The organism is Mycobacterium sp. IDUB_3 (genome assembly GCF_055419585.1).
Genome location: NZ_JBVAXZ010000002.1, coordinates 241645 through 266784 on the forward strand (window position 1 = coordinate 241645; position 25140 = coordinate 266784).

A 25140-nucleotide genomic window follows, 5' to 3' on the forward strand; every position below is an offset into this window, starting at 1 on the left:
CGCGGCGGGTCGCCGCCATTGGAGCTAACCAGGCTGGCCCGGGTCGATGGGCGCCGCCGGGATGTTGTGGTCGATCACCTCGGACAGCCGCTGGATCGGCGTCGGGCCCGACCCGGTCGGCAGCGTGAGCGCCACATAGGTTCCGCGGTCCACGGCGTACCAGGTGGACCTGCCCGCGTCCCCGGCGGATTGCTGTTCGGCGCGCACCTGGAACCACTGCACCCGATCGACGACCTGAATCGGGGATCCGAGGACGAACTCGGCCGGGCGGTCCAGCCCGCAACGCAGTACCACCGGATCACCGTCCGGCACGCTGCGCCAGGCGGCGGCCCCCTGCGGGGCCGGCTGCTCGAGGGGCGCGCGCTGGTAGTCCCCGAGCCGCTGCGGCAGCGCGCCCATCAGCGCCCGGCACGCCGAGCCGTCGGCCTGCGGCGCGGGGACCGCGGGAACGGCCACCGAACGCGGGGGGGCCTCGCGGGTGGCCGCGATGGCCAGGATCACGCCGATCGTCGCGACGGCCAGCGCGATCGCGGCGATGATCAGCGCGCGCGGCGGCCCGGCATCGGTGTCCGCTTCGGCTGCCACCGCCCGTACCTCCTTGTCCCGCTAACCACTATCGCCTTCGTTTACCCCGGTGCCAATTTATTCTCGGTCCGAAACCGGTCCGGGTAGCCCCACGGTCCGTCCGTCCGGCGCGGTAGGAGCGACAACACGAGCCCTATCGTGGGTGGCGTGCAAGAGGAATCGGGCGAGTCGCTGCAGCAACTCGGCGAGTTCGCCGTGATCGATCGCGTGGTGCGAGGGCGCGAGCAGCCCGCCGCGGTCGTGCTCGGGCCGGGGGACGATGCGGCGGTGGTGTCGTCGGGTGATGGCCGCCTCCTGGTGTCGACCGACATGCTGGTGCAGGATCGGCACTTCCGGCTGGACTGGTCGACGCCGCACGACATCGGGCGCAAGGCGATCGCCCAGAACGCCGCGGATATCGAGGCGATGGGCGGTCGGCCGACGGCCTTCGTGGTCGCCTTCGGCGCGCCCGGGGATACGCCGGCGGCGAAGGTGGACGCCCTGGTCGACGGGATGTGGTACGAGGCCCGGCAAATCGGCGCCGGCATCGCCGGCGGTGACCTGGTCGGTTGCCCGCAGTGGGTCATCTCCGTGACGGCGTTGGGCGACCCGGACGGGCGTGCACCGGTGCGGCGCTCGGGTGCGAAGCCCGGTGCGCTGATCGCCGTCGCCGGCGACCTGGGCCGTTCGGCCGCAGGATTCGACTTGTGGGGCAACGGCATTGACGGCTTCGATGAGCTGCGGCGCCGGCATGCGGTGCCGCGGCCGCCCTACGGTCAGGGACCGGTGGCCGCGGCCGGGGGTGCGCAGGCGATGATCGACGTCTCCGACGGCCTGATCGCCGACCTGCGCCACGTCGCCGAGGCGTCGGGGGTGGGCATCGATCTGTCGACGGCGGCGCTGGCCGCGGACCGCGATGCGCTTGCCGCCGCCGCGGCCGCGGTCGGCGCCGATCCCTGGCAGTGGGTGCTGGGCGGTGGGGAGGACCACGCCCTGGTGGCGTGTTTCGCCGGGCCGGCGCCGGCCGGATGGCGGATCATCGGGCGGGTTCTCGATGGGCCGGCACGGGTGCTGGTCGACGATCAGGAGTGGAGCGGCCACGCCGGCTGGCAGTCGTATTAGGGTGACGCGGTGACCGTTTACGCGATCGCGAAGAGCCGATGATGACCGCGCGTCCGCTGGGGGAACTGGTCGAGCCGGGTTGGGCGAGTGCGCTGCAGCCGGTGGCCGACCAGGTCGCCGAGATGGGGCAATTCTTGCGGGCCGAGATCGCGGCCGGGCGCAGGTATCTGCCGGCGGGGCCGAATGTGTTGCGTGCCTTCACTTATCCCTTCGACGACGTCAGGGTGCTGATTGTCGGGCAGGACCCGTATCCGACACCCGGACACGCTGTGGGGCTGAGCTTTTCGGTGGCACCCGAGGTGCGGCCGCTGCCGCGCAGTCTGGCCAACATCTTTCAGGAGTACACCGCGGACCTGGGCCATCCGCCACCCTCGTCCGGTGACCTGACGCCCTGGGCGCAGCGCGGCGTGCTGCTGCTGAACAGGGTGCTCACGGTGCGCCCCAGTAATCCGGCTTCGCACCGCGGCAAGGGCTGGGAGGCGGTGACCGAATGCGCCATCCGGGCGCTGACGGAGCGGTCGCGTCCGCTGGTGGCGATTCTGTGGGGACGCGACGCGTCCACACTCAAACCAATTCTCGCCCAAGGAAATTGCGTCGCCATCGAGTCACCGCATCCGTCGCCGCTTTCGGCGTCGCGCGGGTTCTTCGGGTCGCGCCCGTTCAGCCGCGCCAACGACCTGCTGGCCGAGAGGGGCGCCGACGCCATCGATTGGCGCCTGCCGTGACCGAGATGACCGCGCTGCGGGCGCACCGGCGGGGCGGCCCGGAGCAGCTGGTGCTCGAACGGGCGCCGACACCGGTACCGGGCGCGGGTGAGGTCTTGGTGGCCGTGCACGCGGCCGGGATCACCTTCGACGAGCTGACGTGGGACGAGACCTGGATCCGCGAAGGGTCCAGCCGCGTCCCGGTGATCCCGTCACACGAGGTGTCGGGCGTCGTCAAGGAGGTCGCCGCCGACGTCACGGATTTCGCGCCCGGCGCCGAGGTGTACGGGTTGGTCGGGTTCGACCGCGACGGTGCCGCGGCCGATTTCGTCGCGGTACCCGCGGCCGACCTGGCCACCAAGCCGTCGACGGTGTCGCACGCCATGGCCGCCGCGCTGCCGCTGGCCGGCCTGACCGCCCTGCAGGCGTTGGTCGACCACGCCGCGGTGCAGCCCGGAGAGGCCGTCCTGGTGACCGGGGGTGCCGGGGGAGTGGGCCTGTTGACGGTTCAGCTGGCCGCGCTGCTGGGTGCCCGGGTCACCGCGACCGTGCGCAGCGACACCGCCAACCTCCTGCGCGGGTGCGGCGCGCAGCGCGTGATCGACGTGCGCACCGAGGCGTTCGACGAAACCGGCGCGGGTTACGACGTCGTCATCGACACGGTGGGCGGCCAGACGCTGGAGCGCTCGTTCGGCGTGCTGCGCCGCGGCGGCCGGCTGGTCACCTTGTCGGCACCGCCTCCGGCCGGCAGGGCCGACGAGTTCGGCGTCACCGCAACCTTCTTCATCGTCACGCCGAATCGCGATCAGCTTGACGAACTGGCCGCGCTGGTGGACGGCGACCGGTTGCACGTCGCGATCGCCCAGACGTTCGGCCTCGACGAGGGCCGGGCAGCGTACGAAAGCCGCGCCAACGGCAGGCGCGCCGGCAAGACGGTCCTCATCGTGCGGGACTGACCCAGCCCCACAGCCGGGCAGTCAGTGGCGTCACGAGTCCGCGAAATTGACGTCCTTCGTGACGGCCTTCCACTCCTCGATCGACGCCGACATCGCAGTGATCTTGTCCCGCATGGCCTTCAGCACGTCACGACCCAGCAGCAGCCGCAGCGGCGGTTCGTCGAGCGTGGTCACCATGAGCACCGCGTCGGCCACCTTCTTCGGGTCGCCGGGCAAGTGATCGGCGAACTGCTTGATCAGGTCCTTGCGCGCGGCCACGTCGGCGTAGTCGGAGATCGGGCTGCCGGATTCCTTCATCGATCGCGTCGCCCAGTCGGTGCGGAACGCGCCCGGCTCGATCGCGGTCACCTTGATGCCCAGCGGGCGCACCTCGGCGGCCAGCGCCTCGGTCACCGCCTCCAGCGCGAACTTGGTCGACGAGTAATACGCGTTGGGCGGGTTGGCCACCAGGCCGGTCATCGAGGAGATGTTGATGATGTGCCCCGACCCGCGGGCGCGCATGGCCGGCAGCACCGCCTTGATCATGTCGACGGCACCGAAGTAGTTCACGTCGAACAACTTTCGAACCTCGGCGTCCTCGCCCTCTTCGACCGAGGACAGGTAGCCGTGGCCGGCGTTGTTGACCAGGACGTCGATCCCGCCGAATGCCGCGTCGGCCGCCGACACCGCCGCCGCGATCTGGCCGGCGTCGGTCACGTCGAGGGCCACCGCGACGGCCCGATCCCCGAACTCGTCGGCGATATCCCGCACCGCCTCGGCCCGCCGCGCGGTCACCACCACGCTGTGGCCGGCTTGCAGCGCGGCGCTCGCGATCTCGCGGCCAAAGCCGGTGGAGCATCCCGTGATCAGCCAGCGCGCCATCTCAGATCGTCCCTTCTGGCAGGCGACGCAGATAGGCCTTGCGCCGCTGCGCCAGCTCGGTGGCCCGCTGCTGCTGGCTCACCCGCGGCAGGTGCGGCACCTCGGCGTCAAGCCGGTCAAGCTTGATCACCCGCCCGCATGCGCCGAGGTTTTCCCGCGGACCGCCCTCGCCGAACTCGGCCATGCGCAGGGTCAAAATGGCCTCCCGCAGACCGTCGGAGTCGATCCAGTTCGCCACGCCGGGATCGACGGGAGAGATCACGTAGGTGTACGAGCCGTCCTCGTTGGGCACCGACTGCGCCTTGTTGAGGCTGCCGGCGCGGTCGACGAGATCGAGCGTGGTGCCCCAGATGTTGCTCAGCGGCACCGTGAAGTATTCGGCGCCACCGTCGTTCAGGTCGACGACGAAAGCCTCGTCGGGGGCGAGGTCGAACCGGCCCATGACGTAGACCTGGTTGCGCATCGCGCCGACCTTGTCGGCCGACCAGGCCAGGTTGAAGTGGTTGGCCGGCATCTTGTAGACGCCGTGGCTGAGCTTGCCGGTGAAGTTCGCGAAGTAGTCCATCATCGCCGCGGTGGCCTCGGCCTGTTCGTCGAGCGTGCGTGCCGGGGTGGCGGGCGGGCCGCCGAGCCGTTGCACCTCAATGTGATTGGGGTCGTCGCGGCCCCAGTCCAGCAGCACGTCGCGGATGTAGAACTCGTGGGCTTCCGCGGTGGACTGCACGTGGTTGGGCCGGCCGTTGGCGGGCTCGGAGTCGACGGTGATGGTGTAACTGCCATCGGAGTCGACCCGCATGGTGCGGCCGTTGAGCACGGCAACGGTGCCCATGTGCGCGTCCCACAGGGTGAAGTAGTTCTCGGTCATGCGGTGTTCGCCGACCCGGCCGTGGATCTCGTAGCGCTCGTCGCCCGAGATCGGGATCACCCGGTACACGCTGTCGGGATTGTCGATGCCCCAACGCGATCCGGGAATGCGGCGGCCGTCCACCGGGTGCGCGAGCCGGGTGATGCAGCTGACCTTCGGCCGCAGCTTGTCCTGATTGGACGACCACACCGCCGCCGAGAACATCACCTCGGCGAAAGCGTCGTCGAACCGTTCGCGCATCGCGGCCGATGCCTTGGCCCGACCGAGCCAGGTCTCGGCGACCGTGCGGTAGGCGGCCTTGACGGTCGGGTGCTCGATCAGGTCGAGGGCCGCCAGCTCCTGTTCGTGCTGGGACGCCGTCGCGACCGGGTCATCTCCCATGTGCTGTTCCTCCGATGTGCTGTCCAAAACGCCTGTTGTACAACGTGAATCGCTCGTCAACCTGCTCGGGGCGCAGGCCGTAGTTCTCCAGCCCGTAGGGCGGGCGCGGCAGCTCCCGGGGGCGGTGCGCAAGCCACCGCCGCATCGCCTCCTCGGCGTCTGCCGTCAGCGCCAGCCCGATCGCGTCGTAGACGCGGGCCACCTGACCGATCGGGTCGGCCACCGCCTCGTCGAATCCGATGTCGGTGACCACGGCACCCTCATCGGTCCAGCCGTCGCGGATGGCCATCGCCCGATCATTGGTCCAGCCCATCCGCTGCAGCCATTGCGCACCGACCCGGTCCACGTCGACGGCGTCGGCGTGCATCGCGTGCAGGGTCGCGTTCAGGCTGGCTCCCGAGGCGATCGTGGTGCGCGGGTCGCGATGCATGTGCACGATGTGCAGATCGGGAAACCGCGCGCGCAGTAGATCCAGATACCCAAGGTGCGCAGGCGATTTGAGCACCCAGCGCCGGCCGTGGGCGCCACGCTGCCGTTTCTGCCACTGCAGGAACTGCAGCATGCGGTGCAGATAGCCGTAGGCGGGGGAGAAATCCTGCTCGTCGAGCCAGGACCGGTACCGCGGCAAGTGCGCGCCCGACTCCGGGACGTGCGACAGGAACGCGTCGGCCAGAAAGACGATCTCCTCCTCGGCCTCGCGGGCGTACATCGGGTGGATGGCGAACAGTTCCGGCGCCAGTTCGCGCGATTTCGCTTCTCGCGCTTCGCTGATCGCGATGCGCGGATCGGCGGCCTCGGTGAATCGGTGCTCCAGCCGTGGCGCGGCCTCGACCACCTCCCAGCCGTAGGCACAGACGAAGCGCGGGTCCGCGGCCAGCAGCCGCTGCAACAGCGTGGTGCCGCTGCGCATCATTCCGACGACGACGATCGGCGCGGCCACCCGCTCGTCGAGGATCTCCGGGTTCCGGCGGATCCACTCCTGTGTGCGCAACCGCATCCGCAGGCTGTGCACGATGCCCGACCGCAGGATGTGCACGCCGATGGCGTTGAGGTCGGCGCGGGCATAGTCGGCCAGCAACACCGCCAGCGGCCCCTCGAATTCGCCGGGGCCCCAATCGGTGAGGTCTTCCTTGCGTTGCGCATCGGCCAGCACCGCAGCCGGGTCGAACGAGCCGTCGGACGCGCTCGCGGATGCCACGGGTCAGAACTTCAGATGCTGGCTGACGTCGCCGACCTGGTCGACGAACATGGTGCGGCTGTCAAAGCACCAGGCCCCGCCCACGCGGTGGAACGTGTCCTTGTAATGCCCGGTCACGATGACCTGCAGCGGCAGCTCCGGGGTGGCCTGCGTGACGCAGTAATACGAGGTGCTCCGCGCGGTCCCGGCCGCCTCGTCGATGTAGAGCTGCACGTTGCTCGTGTTGTGTTTGGTCTTCGGGGTGCCGTCCTCGTAGATCCGCGTGGCCATGTCATACATCTCCCGCACCCGCGCGGAACCGGCGAACACCGTCTCGGGCGGGCCATCCTCCATCCCGCAGATGCGGCCGTGCTCGAACAGCCGGGCCACGCCGTCCAGGTCGCCGCCGTCGAGAAGCTGCGCATAGGTGTAGATGAGGTTGGTGATCTCGGTGGCGCTGTCACTCATTGTCGAACCGCCTCGGGAGTCTTCCGCTCTATTCCGCAACAATGTTGGCAGAACCGGTCGAACTTACATAGAACCGACCATTACTCTTGATCGCCGTGACCCTACCGTGGACGCCCAGCCGGCTCGGCAACCTCACCGGCAAACGCGTGATCGTGACCGGAGCTACCAACGGCGTCGGGCTCGGCACCGCGCGTGCGCTCGCCAAAGCCGGTGCGCATGTGATCCTGGCCGTGCGCAACACCCAACTCGGCGAGCAACGCGCCGCGGAAATTTCTGCGATGGGCGGCCGCCTGACATCTGTGGTCAAGCTCGACCTCGCCGACCTGGCGTCGGTGCGCGCGTTCGCGGCTCAGATCGACGAGCCGGTGGACATCCTGGTCAACAACGCGGGGGCCCTGACCGACCGGCGCACCGAGACGGTCGACGGCTTCGAGATGACGCTGGGCACCAACCTGCTCGGGCCCTTTGCCCTGACCAACCTGCTGCTGGGAAAGGTGCGCTCACAGATCATCAACGTCGGCTCCGACGCGCACCGCTCGGCGACGCTGCGGCTCGACGACCCGCACCTGCGTCAGCACAAGTGGACGCGGCTGGGCGCCTACGCGCAGTCGAAGCTCGCGGTCATGCTGTGGGGGCTGGAGCTGGACCGCAGGCTGCGCGCGGCCGGATCGCCGATCGTCACGCAGCTCACCCACCCGGGCTGGGTGGCCTCCAACCTGTCGAACCTGGGCGATTCGCCGCTGATGTCGGTGGCCCACAAGGGGGTCAAGATGATGGCCGACCGATTGGCCAACGACATCGACGAAGGGGCGGCGCCCACGCTCTACTGCATCAGCGAACCGATTCCGCCGGGCAGCTACGTCGGGGTCAGCGGCAGGTTCGGGCTGCGCGGCGGTCCGGTGCTCATCGGCCGCACGGCGCTGGCCTGCGATTACGACACTGCCGGACGCTTGGTGGCCTTCGCCGAGCGCGAGACCGGCACGACACTGGAGGTGTAGTCATGGGTGAATTCGACAACACGGTTGCCGTGATCACCGGCGCCGCGCGCGGCCAGGGTCGCAGCCACGCCATCGCGCTGGCCGAGCGGGGCGCCGACATCATCGCCGTCGACATCTGCGCCGATCTCGAGGCCATCCCCTACGCCCTGGGGTCCAAGGCCGATCTCGAGGAGACGGTACGGCTGGTCGAAGCCGCGGGTCGCAGGGCCGTGCCCGTGGTCGCCGACGTACGCGACTTGGCGCAGCTGGAGGCCGGGGTTCAGGGCGCGATCGATGCGATCGGAGAGGTGGACATCGTCATCGCCAACGCGGGAGTGGTCGCGATCGGTGACGCCGACGCCCATTCCGAGCCGGTGTTCAACTCGATCGTGGACACGAATCTGAAGGGGGTCTGGCACACGCTGCTCGCGACGGTGCCATCAATCATCCGCAAGGGCCGGGGCGGCTCGATCGTGATGATCAGCTCGTCGCAGGGTCTGACCGGCCGGGGCGGCGACGGCAGTTCCGCGATGTTCGCCTACGCCGCGTCCAAACACGGGGTGGTGGGGTTGATGCGTTCGGCGGCGAATGCCTATGCGCCGCACAAGATTCGGGTTAACTCGATCCACCCGGCCGGTGTCATGACGCCGATGATCCTCAACGACTTCGTCGTCAACCGGATGCTGGAGAACCCGAATCCTGCCGTCTCCCAGATGCTGCTGCCGGACGTGCCGCTGGTCGAAGCGCAGGACGTGACGGAGGCGGTGCTGTGGCTGGCCGGCCCGAAAGCCCGCTATGTGACGGGCGTGTCGGTGCCCGTCGACGCCGGGCACATCGTGATGTAGCCGCGGCCTCTAGCCGCGGACGACCTTGCCGGCCTTGATGCAGGACGTGCAGACGTTCAGGCGCTGCTTGTTGCCGCCCGGACGGGTGACGACGTGCACGGTCTGGACGTTGGGGTCCCACCGGCGGCTGGTGCGGCGGTGGGAGTGCGACACCGACTTACCGAAGCCGGGGCCTTTCCCGCAGATGTCGCACACAGCGGCCATTGTTCAAGCTCCTCAAATCTCGGGGGTCCGGCAATCCGACCGGGACAGCCCAGCTTCACCCGGGCCCAACCAGAATACCGATTGTCGTGGTAACCACCAAAACGACAACGGCCGGCCCTGGGGTCACACCGGGTGGGCTGTGTGCCGCGACCCCCTGCGCCGTAAACACCGAGTCGATCACAGTACCGGGGCGAATCCGGGCTGCTCGGCCGCGGCGCCGCTAGGGTGACAGTGCCGCCGATGGTCGGCGCGGTCGCTGCCTATGTCGGCACGCGGACGCTGCGCCGGGCAGGCTGAAGGTCTTTCCTGGCGGCGCCGGCCCCCGCGGAGCTGCGGATGAGGCTGGGAAGAGCAAATATCGGCAGGCTTGAGGGGAGTGCGCGGGGTGGTTGCGCGCGCCGAAAACACCGCTGGTTCCGCCCGCGTCGAAAACCGACGGGGCTGTCCCGCGGGCGTACGACGGTTGGCATCGCTGTTGCGACGGGTCGCGGCGGCTTATCTGGTGGTGACGGCGCTGGGCAGCGTCGCTATCGGCGGTACCTCGGGTAACAGCCCAGCCGGCGGCGGCGGACCGGGCCCGAAGGCGTCATGGGCCGGCCCAGCCGGGGCCGTACCGTCTTGGTGGCAACCCGATGCTCGTCGTGCTGCGGTGCCCGAGGCTGCCGCCGCCCCGCGCGGGATCCAGCTGCGGGACGTGGCATTCGACGGTCGGGGGGTATGGCCGGACGGACCGGACGCGGTCCGCGGCTACCTGGAAGTGGCGCTGACGCGGATAGGGATTACCGAGGCGCCGGCCCGCGACCATTGGATCGAGGGAATGATGACGATCGCCGATCACGAGGCTCAGTTTCACTCGAATGCCATCAACCTGTCGGACAGCAACGCCTATGGGCCGCCCCAGCTCGACGGAGGCCCGCTACACGCGACCCGGGGCCCGTGGCAGGTGATGCCGGATACTTTCGCGGCTTTTCACCAGGCTGGCACGTCGAACTCGGCATGGGATCCGGTGGCCGCCGCGTGCGCGTCGATCAACTATCAGATGAGTCGCTACGGGGTGAGCCGCGACGGCAGCAATCAGCGCATGCTCGTGGGGCAGGCCAATCCCGGTATCAGGCAGGGCTATTAAGCCCGCCCGCGGTTTATTCTTGCGAGGGTGAATGGCGTCGAGGACTACCTCGATCAGATGGATCTGATGCTCGCTGCTCGGGCTTTCGCAACGGCGCCGAGCAACTGAACGCAGCGGCTCCATCGCACGGCTACGCTGGCGCCCACCCCGGAATCGGTGCGGAGGAGGTGGGTCACCCTGGGCACTGCTGACACGTCGCAGGATCGTCTCCTGGACGCGATCACCCTGCGCGACTGGGCGCACACCGCCGTCAGCGACCTGATCACGCACATCGACGAGATCAACCGGCTCAACGTCTTCCCCGTCGCCGATTCCGACACCGGCGCCAACATGCTGTTCACCATGCGATCGGCCCTGGCCGAGGCCAAGGTGGGCGCCGGCGCCGAGGGCGGCTCGACCTGCGTGGCGCGGGCCGCGGCGGCGCTGTCGGCCGGTGCGCTGAACGGCGCCCGCGGCAATTCGGGGGTGATCCTGTCGCAGATCCTGCGGGGCATCGCCGACGCCACCGCGACGGCCGCGGCCGACGCCGGGGGCGAGCTCGCCCACATCGACGTCGTCGTCCTGGGTGCGGCGCTGCGGCGCGGCGTGGAGCTGGTGATCAGCTCGATGGGCGGTGAGGAGGTCCCCGGGACCATCGTGTCGGTGCTGCGGGCGGCCGCCGGTGCGGTGGGGCAGTGCGCCAGGGCCGGGGACGGGCTGGTGCCGGCAGTCATCGCCGCCGGTGACGCGGCGGTGGTGGCGTTGGAAAAGACCCCCGAACAGCTCGACGTACTGGCCGACGCCGGCGCCGTGGACGCCGGCGGGCGCGGCCTGCTGGTCCTGCTGGACGCGTTGCGGTCGACCATCACCGGCCAAGCGCCGGCCCGCACGGTGTACGAGCTGTCGCCGCGAGCGCCCCAGCCGGAGGCGGCCGCGCAGCGCCCGGCGCCCCAGTTCGAGGTGATGTACCGGCTGGACGGCTGCGAGCCCACGGCGGCCGACACGCTGCGCGACCGGCTGGGGGAGCTGGGTGATTCGGTGGGCATCGCCTCGGCGCCGTCGTCGGCGCAGCGGACGTACTCGGTCCATGTGCACACCGACGACGCCGGCGCCGCCGTGGAGGCGGGGCTGGCCGCCGGGCGGCTCAGCCGGATCGTCATCTCGGCGCTGAGCTCCGGCACCCCCGGGCTGCCCACCGGCGGCTGGACGCGGGAGCGCGCGGTGCTGGCCGTGGTCGACGGCGACGGCGCGGCCGACCTGTTCGCCGGCGAGGGCGCCTGCGTGCTGCAGCGCGAGCCGGCCGGGCACGATCCCGTCACCAACATCAGCGCGCACCAGCTGATGCGGGCGGTCGTGGACACCGGCGCCGCCCAGGTGATGGTGCTGCCAAACGGCTATGTGGCGGCCGAGGAGCTGGTGGCCGGCTGCACCGCGGCCATCGGCTGGGGGATCGACGTGGTGCCGATCCCGACCGGGTCGATGGTGCAGGGCCTGGCGGCGCTGGCCGTGCACGAAACCGACCGGCAGGCGGTGGACGACGGCTACACCATGGCCCGCGCCGCCGGTGCGGCGCGGCACGGCTCGGTGCGCATCGCCACCGAGAGCGCCTTGACCTGGGCGGGTCGCTGCCGCCCCGGCGACGGCCTGGGCATCGCGGGCGACGAGGTGCTGATCGTGGCCGCCGACGCGGTCGGAGCGGCGATCGGCCTGCTCGATCTGCTGTTGGCCTCGGGCGGCGACCTGGTCACGGTGCTGCTGGGCGCCGCCGTCGACACCGACGGCGAGGCGGGCGCGGTCAGCGACATCCTGGAAGAGCACATGCACGATCACCACCCCGGGACCGAACTGGTCACCTACCGCACCGGCCACCACGGTGACGCGCTGCTGATCGGGGTCGAGTAGCGATGGTGTCGCTGACCGACCGGCTGGACTTTGTGGTGGGCGCCAAGGCCGCCGAACAGCTTGACGAGGTGTTCGGCATCCGCACCGTCGACGACCTGTTGCGCCACTACCCGCGCAGCTACACCGAGGGCGCGAGCCGCTGGGAAGCCGACGGCGAGCTGCCCGAAACGGGCGAGCACATCACCATCATCGACACGATCGCCGAAACCAAGACGTTCCCGATGAAGAAGACCCCGAAGAAGCTGTGCCACCGCATCACCCTCGGCGCCGGGCGCAACAAGGTGACCGCGACCTTCTTCAACGCGAATTACCTGAAAAAGGACCTGACCAAGGGCGCCAAGGTGATGCTCTCCGGCGAGGTCGGATTCTTCAACAACGTGATGCAGCTGACGCACCCGGCGTTCCTCGTCCTCGACTCCCCGGATGGACGCAACTTCGGCACCCGATCCCTGAAGAACATCGCCAACGTCTCGGGCGCCACCAGCGGCGAAGAACTGCTGGACGCCTACGAACGCCACTTCTTCCCGATCTATCCGGCCAGCACGAAACTGCAGAGCTGGGACATCTTTTCGTGCGTGCGCCAGGTGCTCGACGTGCTCGATCCGGTGCCGGATCCATTGCCCGAGGACCTGCGCGCAAGACTCGGCCTGGTCTCCGAGGACGAGGCGTTGCGCGACATCCATCTGGCCGAGAGCGAGCCGCGGCGGCAGCGGGCCAGGGAGCGCCTGACCTTCGACGAAGCCGTCGGCCTGCAGTGGGCGCTGGTGGCCCGCCGCCACGGGGAACTGTCGGAGTCGGGCCCGCCGGCCCCACCGCGCCCGGACGGTTTGGCCGCAGAACTGTTGGGGCGCTTACCCTTCGAGCTGACCGCGGGGCAGCGCGACGTGCTCGGTGTGCTGTCCGACGGGCTCGCGGCGACCCGCCCGCTGAACCGCCTGCTGCAGGGTGAGGTCGGCTCCGGCAAGACGATCGTCTCGGTGCTGGCGATGCTGCAGATGGTCGACGCCGGCTATCAGTGCGCACTGCTGGCTCCCACGGAAGTGCTTGCCGCGCAACATCTCCGGTCGATTCGCGACGTGCTCGGTCCGTTGGCGATGGCGGGCCAGCTCGGCGGTGCCGACAACGGCACCCGGCTGGCGCTGCTGACCGGTTCGATGACCGCCGCGCAGAAGAAGCAGATCCGTGCCGAGATCGCCGGCGGCGAGGTCGGGATCGTGATCGGCACCCACGCGCTGCTGCAGGACGCGGTGGAATTCGACAACCTGGGCATGGTGGTGGTCGACGAACAGCACCGCTTCGGTGTCGAGCAGCGAGATCAGTTGCGCGCCAAGGCGCGTCCCGGCGTGACACCGCACCTGCTGGTGATGACGGCGACGCCGATCCCGCGCACCGTCGCGCTCACTGTCTACGGGGACCTGGAAACCTCGACGCTGCGCGAACTTCCGCGCGGCCGCCAGCCCATCACCAGCAATGTCATCTTCGTCAAGGACAAGCCCGCGTGGCTGGACCGGGCCTGGCGACGCATCAGCGAAGAGGTGGCCGCAGGCCGCCAGGCCTACGTGGTGGCACCGCGCATCGACGAGAGCGACGATCCGGGTAACGAGGAGCAGAATGCGAAGGCCCCGGAGACCGCCGAGGGCCTCTACGCCCGGCTGCGCTCGGGGGAGCTGGCGAACCTGCGACTGGGCCTGATGCACGGGCGGCTCTCGGCGGAGGAAAAGGACGCCGCGATGGCGGCCTTTCGGGCCGGCGAGGTCGATGTGCTGGTGTGCACCACCGTCATCGAGGTGGGCGTCGACGTGCCCAACGCCACCGTCATGCTGGTGATGGACGCCGACCGGTTCGGCATCAGTCAGTTGCATCAGCTGCGCGGCCGGATCGGCCGCGGCCGGCATCCGAGCCTCTGCCTGTTCGCCAGCTGGTCCGCGCCGGGTTCGTCGGCCGGCCGGCGGCTGAGCGCGGTGGCCGGGACGCTGGACGGCTTCGCCCTGGCCGACCTCGACCTCAAAGAACGTCGGGAGGGAGATGTGTTGGGCCGCAACCAGTCCGGCAAGGCGATCACGCTGCGGCTGCTGTCTTTGGCCGATCATCTGGAATTCATCGAGGCGGCCCGGGACTTCTGCGTCCAAACCTACACCGACGACCGCTCCAACCCCGGCTTGGCCGCGCTGGCAGCGCGATTCACCGACACCGACCGCATCGAATACTTGGACAAATCGTGAACCGCAAAGTGCTGCTGTGGCTGGCCGCGGCGGCGGCGCTCGCGCTGCTGGTGGCCTACCAGACGGTGGGCTCCTCGACGGCCCGGCATTCGGCCGAATACGCCGCTCGCGCTGACGTTCCGACGGTGCAGCCCGGCACCGACGTGCTCGCGGGCGTCGCCGTCGTGCCGCTGCGCCTGCACCGCTACGACTACCTGCGGTCGGCATTCGGCGACGCCTGGGACGACGACAACGGTGCGTCGATGGGGCACAACGGATGTGACACCCGCGACGACATCCTCAACCGCGATCTCGTCGACAAGACCTACGTGTCGGTCAAGCGGTGTCCGGACGCGGTGGCCACCGGCACGCTGCACGACCCGTACACCAACAAGACCATCGCGTTTGCGCGTGGGCCCAAGGTCGGCGAATCCGTTCAGATCGACCACATCGTCCCGCTCGCCTACGCCTGGGAGATGGGCGCCAGCGGCTGGCCCGCCCCCGAGCGGCTCCGTTTCGCCAACGATCCGGCCAACCTGCTGGCCGTCGACGGGCAGACCAATCAGGACAAGGGCGATTCGCCGCCGGCGCAGTGGATGCCGCCGAACGGGGCGTTCGCATGTCAGTACGCCATGCAGTTCATCGCGGTGCTGCGCGGCTACGCGCTGCCGGTGGACCAGGCGTCGACCGGCGTGCTGCGGCAGGCCGCGACGACCTGCCCGACGGGATAGCGGGTTACGAGCCCGTGTAGGTCTCCGGGTCCGGGCGCAGCCGGGTGCCGTCGTTGAGGCCGTTGATCGCATCCATGTGCTCGTCGGCCAGCTCGAAGTCGAACACGTCCACGTTGGAGGCGATGTGCTCGGCGTTGGCCGACCGGAAGACGACCGCGTTGCCCAGCTGCAGGTTCCACCGCAGCAGCACCTGCGAGGCGGTCTTGCCGTATTCGCCGGCGACCGAATTCACCGTCGGGTTGTCGTTCAGCTTGCCCAGCGCCAGCGGCGTATAGGACTGCGTGAGCACGTTGTGCTCGGCGTTGGTCTTGCGCAGCGCTTCCTGGTTGAGCAGCGGGTGCAGCTCGATCTGGTTGACCGCCGGGGTGACGAAGGTGAGGTCGATGACCGTCGTCAGGTATTCGTCGGTGAAGTTGGAGACGCCGATCGAGCGGGCCTGACCCTCCGCGCGGGACTGGATCATGCCGCCGAAAGAGTTCACATAGGTGCCCAGCGAGGGGGCGGGCCAGTGGATCAGGTAGAGGTCGACGTAGTCCAGGCCGAGGCGCTCCAGGCTGGCGTTGCAGGCATCCATCGCCCCCTTGAAACCCTGGTCGGCGGTGGCCAGCTTGGTGGTGACGAACAGGTCGGCGCGGGGAATGCCGGAGGCGGCGATCGCGCGCCCGACGGCGGCTTCGTTCCCGTAGGCCGCGGCGGTGTCGATCAGCCGGCAGCCGACCTCCAGCGCCGCCGACACCGCGCGTTCGGTCTCGTCGTCCGACAATTCCGCGACGCCGAGGCCAAGGGCCGGAATCGTGTTCTCGTCGTTGAGAGCAATTGAGGGTAAGGCGGAGCCCGACTCGCCGGCCAATTCATTCACCTGCCTGTGAAATTGAAGGTTCGAGATTGTGCACCGAGCCGGGTTCCGTCATCGAGCGCAGCGTTGAGTTCGATATCGAACACGTCGAAGTCGCTCGCAATCCGATGAAGGCTCACCGACCTGAGGACCACGATATTACCGAGTCAGTAAACTCAACTAATCAACACCTGGGCAGATGTCGATCCGCGCCTTCGGCGCCCGGCACGCCACCACGTACAGTTAGGCGCGCGGCACACCGGAATCGGCGGCCGCTCGGCTGGTCTTGCGCATGACGCCGGTGCGGCGGCAACGTCGATTTGCCGGATAACCGACGGCGGCGTCGACCGCTTGTTTGGTCGCCGCCGGGGCCGGCAAGACTCCGAAACGGCGGGGACTGAATAACGGGTTCGCCGGCGAGCGTTAGCACGTGTTGTTTAAAGTGGGGTTGCCCATGACCAGGCCTCTGTCCGGCGCGCCGGAGCTCGACCTCGGAGCCGACCGCGCCTCGCTGCCGCTGGCCAGTCGCATCCAGGGCGCCGTCACCAGCGTCGGGGCCAAGGTCATCCCGTGGATCCCGACCGCCATCAGGCGCGGGCTGGTACGCGGTCGTTCGGTCATCATCGACGGCAACACGTTGGATCCGACGCTGCAGCTGATGCTGTCGGGCCTTCGGGCCGTCGGCATCGACGGGCTGGTCGTGGACGACGACCCGCAGGCGTCGCGCGCTCAGATGCGCGAGTCGACCGTCGGGTTCCCCGGTCCGCAGATCCACGTCGACGTGGACGAGCTGTCGCTGCCCGGTCCGGCCGGCGACATCCCGGCGCGGCACTACCGCCCGGCGGGCGGCGAGGCGGCGCCGCTGCTGGTCTTCTTTCACGGCGGGGGCTGGTCGATCGGCGACCTGGACACCCACGACAGTCTGTGCAGGCTGACCTGCCGCGACGCCGGCATCCACGTGTTGTCGATCGGCTACCGGCTGGCCCCCGAGCACCCGGCGCCGGCCGCCATCGAGGACGCCTATGCGGCCTTCGCCTGGGCCTACGAGCACGCCGGCGAGTTGGGTGCGGCACCGGGGCGGGTCGCGGTCGGTGGCGACAGCGCCGGCGGCAACCTGGCCGCCGTCGTCAGCCAGATGGCGCGCGACAAGGGCGCCCCGGCACCGGTGCTGCAATGGCTGATCTATCCGCGGACCGACTTCACTGCCAAGAACCGCTCGCTGACCCTGTTCTCGCGCGGCTTCCTGCTGACCAAGCGGGACATCGACTGGTTCGAATCGCAGTATCTGCGGCGTTCGGAGCTGGACCGCACCGATCCGCGGGTGTCGCCGGCGCTGGCCGAATCGCTGACCGGACTCGCTCCCGCGCTGATCGCGGTCGCCGGCTTCGACCCGCTGCGCGACGAGGGCGAGAGCTACGCCGAGGCGCTGCGGGCCGCCGGGGTCGCGGTGGACCTGCGGTACCTGGGCACGCTGACCCATGGCTTCGCCAATCTGTTCCAGCTCGGCGGCGACAGCATGGTCGCGACCAGCGAGCTGATTTCGGCCCTGCGCGCACACCTGAGCCGGGTCTGATTCCTTGAGCGCCCGGCGCCGGTAATCTAGAGGCGCTTTGTCCGATCGCTTTGTCCGCAGCCGGGCAGACCGACAACTCGTACCGAAAGATCAGGGAACCTGTGGCCGACAAACCCAAACGTCCCCCGCGATTCGACATGAAGTCGGCCTCCGGCGGTAAGTCGAGCCGGCTGATCCAAATCGGCGGCACCGCATTCGTGGTGATCTTCGCGGTCGCCCTCGTCTTCTACATCGTGACGTCGCACCACAAGAAGACCGGTCCCACCGGCGCCGGCGATACGGTGCGTGTTACGTCGAGCAAGCTGGTCACCCAGCCGGGCAGCAGCAACCCCAAGGCCGTGGTGACGTTCTACGAGGACTTCCTGTGCCCGGCGTGCGGCAACTTCGAGCGCACCTTCGGCCCGACCGTGTCCAGGCTGATCGACCTCGGCGCCATCGCCGCCGACTACTCCATGGTGTCGATCCTCGACAGCTCGCGGAATCAGAACTATTCGTCGCGCGCGGGGGCCGCGGCCCTGTGCGTCGCCGACGAGTCCCAGGACGCGTTCCGGCGCTTCCACTCCGCGCTGTTCAGCACCGACATCCAGCCGAGCGAGACCGGCAAGACCTTCCCCGACAACGCGCGGTTGATCGAACTCGCCCGCGAGGCGGGGGCGGCGGGCAAGGTGCCGGACTGCATCAACAGCGGCAAGTACCTGTCCAAGGTCACCGGCGAAGCGGCGACCGGGCACATCAATGCGACGCCGACCATCAAGATCAACGGCGACGACTACGACCCGTCGACGCCCGATGCGTTGGTCAACAAGATCAAAGAGATCGTGGGCAACATCCCGGGCATCGACGGCGCGGTCGCGCCGGCCGCCATGTGACCGGTGCGGTGTCCACAGCAGCAGCCGACCCCACCGGCGACCTGACGCTGGATACGGCGCCGGCACCGCGAGTGCCGGCGCTCAGCGCCTGGTGGGTACTGATCGCCGGTCTGATCGGCCTGGTGGCGTCGATGACGCTGACGGTCGAGAAGATCGACATCCTGGAAAACCCGTCATACGTGCCGTCCTGCAACATCAACCCGATCCTGTCCTGCGGCTCGGTGATGATCACGCCGCAGGCGTCGTTGCTCGGCTTCCCGAACCCGCTGCTGGGCCTGGTGGCGTTCAGCGTGGTGGTCGTCACCGGGCTGCTGGCGCTGACGAAAGTAGCGCTGCCCCAATGGTATTGGGTGGGGCTAACGTTCGGGGTGCTGGTCGGTGCGGTGTTCGTGCACTGGCTGATCTTCCAGAGCCTGTACCGGATCAACGCGTTGTGCCCGTACTGCATGGTGGTCTGGGCGGTCACCATGTCACTGCTGGTGGTGGTCGCCTCGATCGCCTATCGCCCGGCGCTGCAAGATCGGCAGACCGGCCCGGTGTGGGTGCTCTTCCAATGGCGGTGGTCGCTCGCCGCGCTCTGGTTCACCGCGGTGTTCCTGCTGATCATGGCGCGGTTCTGGGACTACTGGTCGACGCTGCTGTAGGTAGTTGCAGGTGACCCGGATTATTGGCGGCGCGGCCGGGGGCCGTCGCATCACGGTCCCGCCGCGCGGCACCAGGCCCACCACCGACCGGGTCCGCGAGTCGCTCTTCAACATCCTGACCGCGCGCCTGGAGCTGACCGGGCTCAGCGTGCTGGATCTCTACGCCGGTTCGGGCGCACTGGGATTGGAGGCGCTCTCGCGCGGCGCCGCCGCCGCGCTCTTCGTGGAGTCCGACCCGCGCACGGGATCCGTCATCGCGCGCAACATCAAAACCCTGGGCCTGCCCGGCGCGACGCTACGCCGCGGAGCCGTGGCGACCGTGCTGGCGGGCGGGACCGCGGTGGCGTTCGATCTGGTGCTGGCCGATCCGCCCTACGATGTCGGCGCCGCCGAGGTCGAGGGCGTGCTGGCCGCGTTGGCCGCGCACGGCTGGGTGCAGGGCGGCAGCGTCGCGGTGGTGGAGCGGGCGGCCGGCAGCGCGCCACTGAATTGGCCGCAGGGGTGGTCCGTATGGCCGCAACGGGTGTACGGCGACACCCGTCTGGAGCTGGCCGAGCGTCAGTGAGGTGGCGTGTAGCGTCATTCGTCATGATCGCCGACGGACGGAGACCACCCCTGCACATCGGAGCACCCGCATGACCGGCGCGGTGTGCCCGGGTTCGTTCGACCCGGTGACGTTGGGCCACATCGACGTCTTCGAGCGCGCGTCGGCTCAGTTCGACGAGGTGGTGGTGGCGATCCTGACCAACCCCGCCAAAAAGGGCATGTTCGATCTGGACGAGCGGATCGCGATGATCAACGAATCGACGACGCACCTGCCCAACCTGCGGGTGGAAGCCGGGCAGGGTCTGGTGGTGGACTTCGTCCGGTCGCGCGGCATGACCGCCATCGTCAAGGGGCTGCGCACCGGCACCGACTTCGAGTACGAGCTGCAGATGGCGCAGATGAACAAGCACGTCGCGGGCGTGGACACCTTTTTCGTCGCCACGGCCCCGCGCTATTCGTTCGTGTCGTCCTCGCTGGCCAAAGAAGTCGCGATGTTCGGCGGTGACGTGTCGGAACTGCTGCCCGAACCGGTCAATCGTCGCCTGCGCCAAAGGCTTTCGGAAAAGTCCTGACCCGGTTGCCCGACGCCGAAACCCCTGCGTGGCAATCGGATTGACGAGGCCGGCGGCGGCCTGGAGTACCCGGGCGCACAGTGGGTACCCGATGGTGTCGAGTTCTGGCGTCGATTACCCGTGAGTCCCTCGCAAGGGGCAGTCGACGGGTTCGAGCGCGCCCGGGCAACCCAGTCCACCGGAAAAGATCGCAGACGCCCACGCAGAACGTATCTTGAAGATCTGATCCGGAGGAGGGGTACGCGAGGTCGCCGACGTCGATAGGAGAACGGCAGCCATGACGGTAGACAATCTGTTCGACGTACCCGAGGCCGCGGCCGATCTGATCGCGCTGCTCGCCGACGAGGGAGTCGCGCACTTCTTCATCAATCCCGGAACAGATTCCGCGCCGATCCAGGAGGCGCTGGCCGCGGCGCGCGCCGCCGGCACGCCGAGCCCGCAGGCGGTGTTGTGCGTGCACGAGAGCATCGCCCTGGCGGCGGCCATCGGCCACCACATGGTCAGCGGCCGCCCGCAGGCGGTCATGGTGCACGTCGACGCCGGGACACTGAACCTGGGCTGCCAGTTGCACAACGCGCAGCGCAACGGAACTCCGGTGGTGATGTTCGCCGGGCGTACTCCCTACAGTTCGGCGCCGCAGGTGCGCGGCCACCGCGATACCTACATCCATTGGCAGCAGGAGCAACTCGACCAGCCGGCGGTGGTGCGCAACTACGCCAAGTGGCACATGGAGGTGCCCCGCGGCCGCGAGCTGGCCCCGATCGTGCGTCGGGCGTTCCAGGTCGCCCAATCCTGCCCGTCCGGCCCCGCCTACGTCATGCTGCCGCGAGAAGCGTTGATGGAGCCCGGCGTTGGTGCGTTGCCGCGCCGGCTGCCGCCGGCCGTACCGCCCGGGCCGGACCCCGGAGCGCTCGGACGGTTGGCGGGAATCCTGGTGGCGGGCAAGCGGGTTGTCATCGTCACGTCCAGGACCGCCGCCGACCCGGGGACCGCGACCGTGCTGGGCCGCATCGCCGAACTGCTCGGCGCGCCGGTGATCGATCAGGGCGACCGCGCCAACCTGCCGCCGGGGCATCCCCTGCACGTGGTGGGCGATGCCGCCCCGCTGGAAAGCGCCGACACCGTGCTGCTGCTGGACTCCGAGGTGCCCTGGGTGCCGTCGCAGCTGGCCCCGCCCGCGCACGCCCGCGTGGTGCAGATCGACGGGGATCCGGTCAAACCGAGCATGCCGCTGTGGTCGTATCCGGTCGAGGTCGCGTTGACCGCCGACACCCGCGTAGCGCTGCTGCTGCTCGAGCAGACCCTGTTGCGGCTGGCCACCGACGAGTTGCGGGAGAAGTGGGCCGCGCGCAGGCAGGCCGCCGAGGCCGACACCGCCGAACGGAGCCGCGAAGCGATCCGCCGGGCCGCCTCCGACCACCCGGCGGATGTCCCCGATGCGATGCTGGCCGCGCTCGGGCGCGCCCTACCCGACGACGCGGTCGTGGTCCAGGAGGCCGTGACCAACCGGCCCGCCGTGGCCCGCCAGGTGCGCCGGGCACCCGGACACCTGTTCGACACGGGCGCACCGGCTTTGGGTTGGGCGCTCGGCGGCGCCTTCGGCGTCAAACTCGCCAGGCCGGAGGCGCCCGTCGTCGCCATCTGCGGTGACGGTTCGTTCAACTTCGGCGTGCCCACCGCCGCGTTGTGGTCGGCGCATCGCCACGGCGCGCCGTTCCTGACGGTCGTGTTGAACAACGGGTCTTACCTGGCCTCCAAGCTGCCGGTGATGGGGTTGTACCCGGACGGAGTGTCGGTGCGGGAGAACGACTTCGGTGAAACCCGGCTCACCCCGGACACCGACTACGCCGCCCTCGCCAAGGCATGCGGCGGCAGCGGACGCAGCTTGCACACGCCCACGGAGATGAGCGAGGCCGTCGATTGGGCGCTTGGCGAGGCCAACCAAGGGCGTTGCGTGGTGCTGGACGTGCGGTTGCCGCAATCCTGAGCCGGTCAGTGCTGATGTTCGGCTTCGCCGGCGTCGGGGGAGCCGCCCATCATGCGCACCATCGGCAGGCCCCCGGACGTGACGAACCGGGCGACCAGGACGAGCGCAAGCGCCAGGAACGCGATGTTGAGCCAGGTCGTGTAGTTCCAGGAGATCGACGCCTCGATCACCGTCGCGTTGCGCTGCGTGGGAATGAGATGGGTTGTGCCGAAGATCAATTCGACCAGATACCCGGCGACGACCATCGCGGCGTAGAAGGTGCCCAGCAGCGTCAGCATCATCTTGGTTCCGTAGTACTTGCGGTAGATATTGAGGATCGGAAGGATCAGCAGGTCCGCGTAGATGAACGCGATGACACCGCCGAAGCTGATGCCGCCGTTCCACAGCACCGCGGCCAGTGGGACATTGCCGATGGAGCACACGAAGGACACGATCGCCACGATCGGCCCCACGATCGGTCCCCAGATCGCCGAGAGGCCCGGATGATCGGCCAAAAAGAAGACCTGCCAGAACTTTTCGGGAACCCAGGCCGCGACGGCGCCCGCGATCAGCAGGCCCACGACGAGGTCGCGCAGGATCGCCAGCCACTCCATCACGAACACGTGCGAGACCGAGGTCAGGCCCGCGGGGGAGAACAGCCGTCGCCAGAACGAGCCTTCTCCCGGGATGGACATGTCCATGGCGGCGTGGCCTTCCATCGAGCCGGCGATCCCGCGCTCGGCCTGCTCGCGGGCGGCGTCGACGAGCCGTGACCGCACGAACAACCGGAACAACACGGCCAGCACCACGATCATCAGTGGGCCGCCGACGAATTCGGCGGCGGTGAACTGCCAGCCCATCAGCAGCGCCAGGATGATGCCCAGCTCCACCACCAGGTTGGTCGACCCGATCTCGAAGGCCATCGCGGCGGTGAAGTTCGCGCCCTTGCGGAACAGCGATCGCGCCAACGCCACCGCGGCGTAGGAGCACGACGACGACGCCGCGCCCAGCCCGGCCGAGACGGCCAGGGTGCGCGGGCGGTCGTCGCCCATCAGCGCCACGATCGTGGAGCGGCGCACCACGGCCTGCACCACCGCCGACAGGGCAAAGCCCAGGATCAGCGCCCACAGGATTTCCCATGTCATCGAGCCCGCGAGCGTCAGAGCGTGGCCGACCGCCGATAGCACCATCACTGTGTCCTCCTGCGGGAATCGAGTCGCTTTGGGGGGCCGCCGCACCCAACTGTGGACTATACCCCTTGGGGGTATAAATGAAGGGCCGGATGCCGCATCGTGCCCGCCGCGGACGACGGCGCGGATCGTGCCCCGGCCGTCCGCGACCTAGAATCGCTGGCAAAGAGCCGGGCCCCGGCGCGTCGACGCGAATACCGGGCCTGCGCCCGCCCCGCTTCGGCGGGGACCCGGCAACGAATATGGATCAACCACCCCGCCGGCCGCCGTGGCCGCGGTAACAGGTGAACGGGCGCTTCATGACAGTGACTTCCAACGGCCGGGCCGAAAACACCGGACCAGGGCGTTTGAGGCGCCCCGAACGGGCAAATACCCGACACACCGGTGTCGCCAGCACAGTCACAGGGACATCACCAGGCACACTAGTAACAACAGGATTTTTGCAGACGCCAGGAGGGTATGGCCGTGTATCGAGTCTTTGAGGCGCTGGACGAACTCAGCGCCATCGTGGAAGAAGCCCGTGGCGTTCCTATGACTGCCGGCTGCGTCGTGCCTCGCGGCGACGTGCTGGAGTTGATCGACGACATCAAGGATGCGATCCCGGGCGAACTGGACGACGCCCAGGACGTCCTGGATGCACGCGACTCCATGCTGCAGGACGCCAAGACGCACTCCGAGTCCATGGTGTCCTCGGCGACCACCGAGTCCGAGTCGATGCTCAACCACGCCCGCTCGGAGGCCGACCGGCTGCTGTCCGACGCCAAGGCGCAAGCCGACCGGATGGTGAGCGAAGCGCGCCAGCACAGCGAGCGGATGGTCGGCGAGGCCCGCGAGGAGTCGGTGCGCATCGCCACGGCGGCCAAGCGCGAGTACGAGGCCAGCGTCGGGCGCGCCCAGGCCGAGGCCGACCGGCTGCTGGAAAACGGCAACATCTCCTACGAGAAGGCCGTGCAAGAGGGCATCAAGGAGCAGCAGCGCCTGGTCTCGCAGAACAGCGTGGTGGAGGCGGCCAACGCCGAGGCCACCCGGCTCATCGACTCGGCGCACGCCGAGGCCGACCGACTGCGCGGCGAATGCGACATCTACGTCGACAACAAGCTCGCCGAGTTCGAGGAATTCCTCAACGGCACCCTGCGGTCGGTGGGGCGCGGTCGTCACCAACTGCGGACGGCGGCCGGAACCCACGACTACGCGGTGCGCTAGCCCTTCGCGGCTGTTTGCCGGGCGGGCGCGCCCTGGAATTATGCGGTCGGCGCCGTAGGATTTCCGATATGACGCGCCAGCACAGCACACGATCGGCCCGCGGGGTGGCGTCGCGCCTGGCCGCACCGATGGCGTTCGACATCACCCGGCTCGGGCGCCGCCCCGGGGCGATGGTGACGTGGCAGAAAACCGTGCCCAGTCCGGCGCGCATCGGGCTGGACATGATCGCGATCGAGGCGGACGCCCCGCTCGAGCTGGATTTGCAGATCCAATCGGTGTCCGAGGGCGTCCTGGTGACCGGGACGGTGACCGCGCCCACCGCCGGCGAGTGTTCGCGGTGCCTGACCAAGCTCGAGGGACAGGTGCAGGTGCGGCTCACCGAGCTGTTCGCCTACCCGGACAGCACCACCGAGGCGACCACCGAAGAAGACGAGGTGGGCCACATCGTCGACGACATCATCGACCTCGAGCAGTCGATCGTCGACGCCGTGGGACTCGAACTTCCGTTCTCGCCCGTGTGCACGCCGGACTGCCCGGGGCTGTGCCCCGAATGCGGTGTTTCGCTGGCCGCCGAGCCGGAGCATCAGCACGATCGCATCGATCCGCGCTGGGCCAAGCTGGCGGGCATGTTCACCGCGGAGTCGGACGACCCGCGGGGCCAGCGGTGAGTTCACGCCAA

The 25140-nt window shown here is 69.1% G+C and carries 25 protein-coding genes; 17 read left to right on the top strand and 8 right to left on the bottom strand.

The window, feature by feature from the left end; translation table 11 throughout:
* Window positions 1-24: 24 nt before the first annotated feature.
* Entirely contained in the window at window positions 25-585 is a 561-nt protein-coding gene (locus ACZYVJ_RS21990) for a DUF3515 domain-containing protein (protein ID WP_463833301.1), read from the bottom strand.
* A gap of 138 nt (window positions 586-723) precedes the next feature.
* Here ACZYVJ_RS21990 and ACZYVJ_RS21995 point away from each other — a divergent pair, with 138 nt between their 5' ends.
* The 3 genes from ACZYVJ_RS21995 to ACZYVJ_RS22005 are packed head-to-tail and all read left to right on the top strand — an operon-like array spanning window position 724 to window position 3346.
* The gene (locus ACZYVJ_RS21995; protein ID WP_463833302.1) at window positions 724-1686 is read left to right on the top strand and encodes a thiamine-phosphate kinase; all 963 of its coding nucleotides are present in this window, start codon (window positions 724-726) and stop codon (window positions 1684-1686) included.
* Window positions 1687-1727: 41 nt separating this feature from the next.
* A complete protein-coding gene (locus ACZYVJ_RS22000; RefSeq protein WP_463833303.1) occupies window positions 1728-2411 on the top strand; it encodes a uracil-DNA glycosylase in 684 nt (227 codons plus the stop codon).
* Between the two features lie 5 nt (window positions 2412-2416).
* Entirely contained in the window at window positions 2417-3346 is a 930-nt protein-coding gene (locus ACZYVJ_RS22005) for an NADP-dependent oxidoreductase (RefSeq protein ID WP_463833820.1), read from the top strand.
* Between the two features lie 30 nt (window positions 3347-3376).
* Here ACZYVJ_RS22005 and ACZYVJ_RS22010 read toward each other — a convergent pair whose 3' ends face one another.
* Genes ACZYVJ_RS22010 through ACZYVJ_RS22025 form a run of 4 tightly spaced genes read right to left on the bottom strand, consistent with a single transcriptional unit; the run spans window position 3377 to window position 7098 of the window.
* A complete protein-coding gene (locus ACZYVJ_RS22010; RefSeq protein WP_463833304.1) occupies window positions 3377-4207 on the bottom strand; it encodes an oxidoreductase in 831 nt (276 codons plus the stop codon).
* A gap of 1 nt (window position 4208) precedes the next feature.
* Window positions 4209-5453 (bottom strand): hypothetical protein, encoded by a 1245-nt coding sequence (locus tag ACZYVJ_RS22015; RefSeq protein ID WP_463833305.1) that lies wholly within the window; start codon window positions 5451-5453, stop codon window positions 4209-4211.
* Window positions 5443-6651: a sulfotransferase family protein gene (locus ACZYVJ_RS22020; RefSeq protein ID WP_463833306.1), complete on the bottom strand. Its 1209-nt coding sequence runs from the start codon at window positions 6649-6651 to the stop codon at window positions 5443-5445. The genes ACZYVJ_RS22015 and ACZYVJ_RS22020 overlap by 11 nt, the downstream gene beginning before the upstream one ends.
* A 3-nt stretch (window positions 6652-6654) precedes the next feature.
* Complete coding sequence (locus tag ACZYVJ_RS22025; protein WP_463833307.1) at window positions 6655-7098, bottom strand: nuclear transport factor 2 family protein; 444 nt, start codon at window positions 7096-7098, stop codon at window positions 6655-6657.
* A 95-nt stretch (window positions 7099-7193) separates the two neighbouring features.
* Here ACZYVJ_RS22025 and ACZYVJ_RS22030 point away from each other — a divergent pair, with 95 nt between their 5' ends.
* Window positions 7194-8096 carry an SDR family NAD(P)-dependent oxidoreductase gene (locus tag ACZYVJ_RS22030; RefSeq protein ID WP_463833308.1) on the top strand — a complete coding sequence of 301 codons (903 nt, stop codon included), beginning with the start codon at window positions 7194-7196 and terminating at the stop codon, window positions 8094-8096.
* 2 nt (window positions 8097-8098) lie between these two features.
* The gene (locus ACZYVJ_RS22035; protein ID WP_463833309.1) at window positions 8099-8920 is read left to right on the top strand and encodes a mycofactocin-coupled SDR family oxidoreductase; all 822 of its coding nucleotides are present in this window, start codon (window positions 8099-8101) and stop codon (window positions 8918-8920) included.
* A 9-nt stretch (window positions 8921-8929) separates the two neighbouring features.
* Here the strand turns inward: ACZYVJ_RS22035 and rpmB are convergent, their stop codons facing one another.
* Window positions 8930-9124: a 50S ribosomal protein L28 gene (rpmB, locus tag ACZYVJ_RS22040; RefSeq protein ID WP_046185726.1), complete on the bottom strand. Its 195-nt coding sequence runs from the start codon at window positions 9122-9124 to the stop codon at window positions 8930-8932.
* 463 nt (window positions 9125-9587) lie between these two features.
* Between rpmB and ACZYVJ_RS22045 the strand changes: the two genes are divergently transcribed.
* The 4 genes from ACZYVJ_RS22045 to ACZYVJ_RS22060 all read left to right on the top strand — a co-directional run bounded on the left by ACZYVJ_RS22045 (window position 9588) and on the right by ACZYVJ_RS22060 (window position 15063).
* Complete coding sequence (locus tag ACZYVJ_RS22045; protein WP_463833310.1) at window positions 9588-10250, top strand: hypothetical protein; 663 nt, start codon at window positions 9588-9590, stop codon at window positions 10248-10250.
* A gap of 177 nt (window positions 10251-10427) precedes the next feature.
* A complete protein-coding gene (locus tag ACZYVJ_RS22050) occupies window positions 10428-12131 on the top strand; it encodes a DAK2 domain-containing protein (protein WP_463833821.1) in 1704 nt (567 codons plus the stop codon).
* A gap of 2 nt (window positions 12132-12133) precedes the next feature.
* Window positions 12134-14353: an ATP-dependent DNA helicase RecG gene (gene recG, locus ACZYVJ_RS22055; protein ID WP_463833311.1), complete on the top strand. Its 2220-nt coding sequence runs from the start codon at window positions 12134-12136 to the stop codon at window positions 14351-14353.
* Complete coding sequence (locus tag ACZYVJ_RS22060; protein ID WP_463833312.1) at window positions 14350-15063, top strand: HNH endonuclease family protein; 714 nt, start codon at window positions 14350-14352, stop codon at window positions 15061-15063. Before recG ends, ACZYVJ_RS22060 begins: the two co-directional genes overlap by 4 nt.
* Before the next feature lie 4 nt (window positions 15064-15067).
* Here ACZYVJ_RS22060 and ACZYVJ_RS22065 read toward each other — a convergent pair whose 3' ends face one another.
* Window positions 15068-15913: an aldo/keto reductase gene (locus ACZYVJ_RS22065; RefSeq protein ID WP_463833822.1), complete on the bottom strand. Its 846-nt coding sequence runs from the start codon at window positions 15911-15913 to the stop codon at window positions 15068-15070.
* A 439-nt stretch (window positions 15914-16352) separates the two neighbouring features.
* On the opposite strand from ACZYVJ_RS22065, the gene ACZYVJ_RS22070 reads away from it, so the two are divergent.
* The 6 genes from ACZYVJ_RS22070 to ACZYVJ_RS22095 all read left to right on the top strand — a co-directional run bounded on the left by ACZYVJ_RS22070 (window position 16353) and on the right by ACZYVJ_RS22095 (window position 22089).
* A complete protein-coding gene (locus ACZYVJ_RS22070) occupies window positions 16353-17471 on the top strand; it encodes an alpha/beta hydrolase (protein WP_463833313.1) in 1119 nt (372 codons plus the stop codon).
* A gap of 101 nt (window positions 17472-17572) precedes the next feature.
* Window positions 17573-18340, top strand: coding sequence for a DsbA family protein (locus ACZYVJ_RS22075; RefSeq protein ID WP_463833314.1), 768 nt, complete (start codon window positions 17573-17575; stop codon window positions 18338-18340).
* The gene (locus tag ACZYVJ_RS22080; protein WP_463833315.1) at window positions 18337-18984 is read left to right on the top strand and encodes a vitamin K epoxide reductase family protein; all 648 of its coding nucleotides are present in this window, start codon (window positions 18337-18339) and stop codon (window positions 18982-18984) included. Before ACZYVJ_RS22075 ends, ACZYVJ_RS22080 begins: the two co-directional genes overlap by 4 nt.
* Window positions 18985-18994: 10 nt before the next feature.
* Complete coding sequence (gene rsmD / locus ACZYVJ_RS22085; protein ID WP_463833316.1) at window positions 18995-19549, top strand: 16S rRNA (guanine(966)-N(2))-methyltransferase RsmD; 555 nt, start codon at window positions 18995-18997, stop codon at window positions 19547-19549.
* A 70-nt stretch (window positions 19550-19619) separates the two neighbouring features.
* Window positions 19620-20102: a pantetheine-phosphate adenylyltransferase gene (gene coaD / locus ACZYVJ_RS22090; RefSeq protein ID WP_463833317.1), complete on the top strand. Its 483-nt coding sequence runs from the start codon at window positions 19620-19622 to the stop codon at window positions 20100-20102.
* A gap of 277 nt (window positions 20103-20379) precedes the next feature.
* Window positions 20380-22089, top strand: a complete 1710-nt coding sequence (locus tag ACZYVJ_RS22095; RefSeq protein ID WP_463833318.1) for a thiamine pyrophosphate-requiring protein — start codon at window positions 20380-20382, stop codon at window positions 22087-22089.
* 5 nt (window positions 22090-22094) lie between these two features.
* Here ACZYVJ_RS22095 and ACZYVJ_RS22100 read toward each other — a convergent pair whose 3' ends face one another.
* On the bottom strand, window positions 22095-23258 hold the full coding sequence (locus ACZYVJ_RS22100; protein WP_463833823.1) for a permease: 1164 nt from the start codon (window positions 23256-23258) through the stop codon (window positions 22095-22097).
* Between the two features lie 465 nt (window positions 23259-23723).
* Between ACZYVJ_RS22100 and sepIVA the strand changes: the two genes are divergently transcribed.
* Together sepIVA and ACZYVJ_RS22110 are read left to right on the top strand one after the other, a co-directional pair.
* The gene (sepIVA, locus tag ACZYVJ_RS22105; protein WP_064880965.1) at window positions 23724-24461 is read left to right on the top strand and encodes a cell division protein SepIVA; all 738 of its coding nucleotides are present in this window, start codon (window positions 23724-23726) and stop codon (window positions 24459-24461) included.
* Between the two features lie 68 nt (window positions 24462-24529).
* Complete coding sequence (locus ACZYVJ_RS22110; protein ID WP_463833319.1) at window positions 24530-25129, top strand: YceD family protein; 600 nt, start codon at window positions 24530-24532, stop codon at window positions 25127-25129.
* Window positions 25130-25140: the final 11 nt, after the last annotated feature.

What these genes read in the sequence shown, in the direction of transcription:
- ACZYVJ_RS22025 (WP_463833307.1), bottom strand. Translation starts at nt 7,098, where the DNA reads ATGAGTGACAGCGCCACCGAGATCACCAACCTCATCTACACCTATGCG.
- ACZYVJ_RS22035 (WP_463833309.1), top strand. Translation starts at nt 8,099, where the DNA reads ATGGGTGAATTCGACAACACGGTTGCCGTGATCACCGGCGCCGCGCGC.
- ACZYVJ_RS22000 (WP_463833303.1), top strand. Translation starts at nt 1,728, where the DNA reads ATGACCGCGCGTCCGCTGGGGGAACTGGTCGAGCCGGGTTGGGCGAGT.
- rpmB (WP_046185726.1), bottom strand. Translation starts at nt 9,124, where the DNA reads ATGGCCGCTGTGTGCGACATCTGCGGGAAAGGCCCCGGCTTCGGTAAG.
- ACZYVJ_RS22100 (WP_463833823.1), bottom strand. Translation starts at nt 23,258, where the DNA reads ATGGTGCTATCGGCGGTCGGCCACGCTCTGACGCTCGCGGGCTCGATG.
- ACZYVJ_RS22010 (WP_463833304.1), bottom strand. Translation starts at nt 4,207, where the DNA reads ATGGCGCGCTGGCTGATCACGGGATGCTCCACCGGCTTTGGCCGCGAG.
- ACZYVJ_RS22005 (WP_463833820.1), top strand. Translation starts at nt 2,417, where the DNA reads ATGACCGCGCTGCGGGCGCACCGGCGGGGCGGCCCGGAGCAGCTGGTG.
- recG (WP_463833311.1), top strand. Translation starts at nt 12,134, where the DNA reads ATGGTGTCGCTGACCGACCGGCTGGACTTTGTGGTGGGCGCCAAGGCC.
- ACZYVJ_RS22070 (WP_463833313.1), top strand. Translation starts at nt 16,353, where the DNA reads ATGACCAGGCCTCTGTCCGGCGCGCCGGAGCTCGACCTCGGAGCCGAC.
- ACZYVJ_RS22015 (WP_463833305.1), bottom strand. Translation starts at nt 5,453, where the DNA reads ATGGGAGATGACCCGGTCGCGACGGCGTCCCAGCACGAACAGGAGCTG.
- ACZYVJ_RS22110 (WP_463833319.1), top strand. Translation starts at nt 24,530, where the DNA reads ATGACGCGCCAGCACAGCACACGATCGGCCCGCGGGGTGGCGTCGCGC.
- coaD (WP_463833317.1), top strand. Translation starts at nt 19,620, where the DNA reads ATGACCGGCGCGGTGTGCCCGGGTTCGTTCGACCCGGTGACGTTGGGC.
- ACZYVJ_RS22095 (WP_463833318.1), top strand. Translation starts at nt 20,380, where the DNA reads ATGACGGTAGACAATCTGTTCGACGTACCCGAGGCCGCGGCCGATCTG.